Here is a 452-nt window from a genome sequence, read left to right as displayed (position 1 = left end):
GTACATTCCCTGCAGCTGTGGGTCAATTTACCGAGCGCTGAGAAGATGACTGAACCGCGCTACCAGAACCTCCGCAGCGGCAACATGCCTGTCCGTACGGAAGAAGGCGCGCGGGTCGTGATCTTTTCCGGTTCTTCCGGCGGTGTCAGTTCCGACACGAAAAACGTCGTGCCGATTACCATGGTGGAGCTTCAACTGGAGCCGGGTGCTACGGTTAAGCAAGATTTGCCAGGCTCATACAATGGCTTCTTCTATGTACTGGAAGGAGAAGGTGCGTTCGGACGAGAAGGCACAAAAGGTGCGCAGAGGCAGGCGTTATGGCTCGGACACGGCGAAGAGGGACAACCGAGTGTGGTCAGCGTGACCGCTATTACCCGGTTGCGGGTGCTTTTGTATGCAGGAGAGCCGGTTCGTGAACCGGTGGTTGCCCGAGGGCCGTTCGTAATGAATAC

Annotated in this window: 1 protein-coding gene; it reads left to right on the top strand. The window is 56.9% G+C overall.

Features of this window, described 5'->3' with window-relative positions; genetic code table 11:
* Nucleotides 1-452, top strand: a 452-nt coding sequence (locus tag MXD62_RS10160; RefSeq protein WP_368862375.1) for a pirin-like C-terminal cupin domain-containing protein, incomplete at both ends; no start/stop codon positions are given.

This window comes from Frankia sp. Mgl5, from assembly GCF_023242985.1.
GTDB classification, from domain to species: domain Bacteria; phylum Actinomycetota; class Actinomycetes; order Frankiales; family Frankiaceae; genus Parafrankia; species Parafrankia soli.
This window is presented reverse-complemented; position numbering and strand designations above follow the sequence as displayed.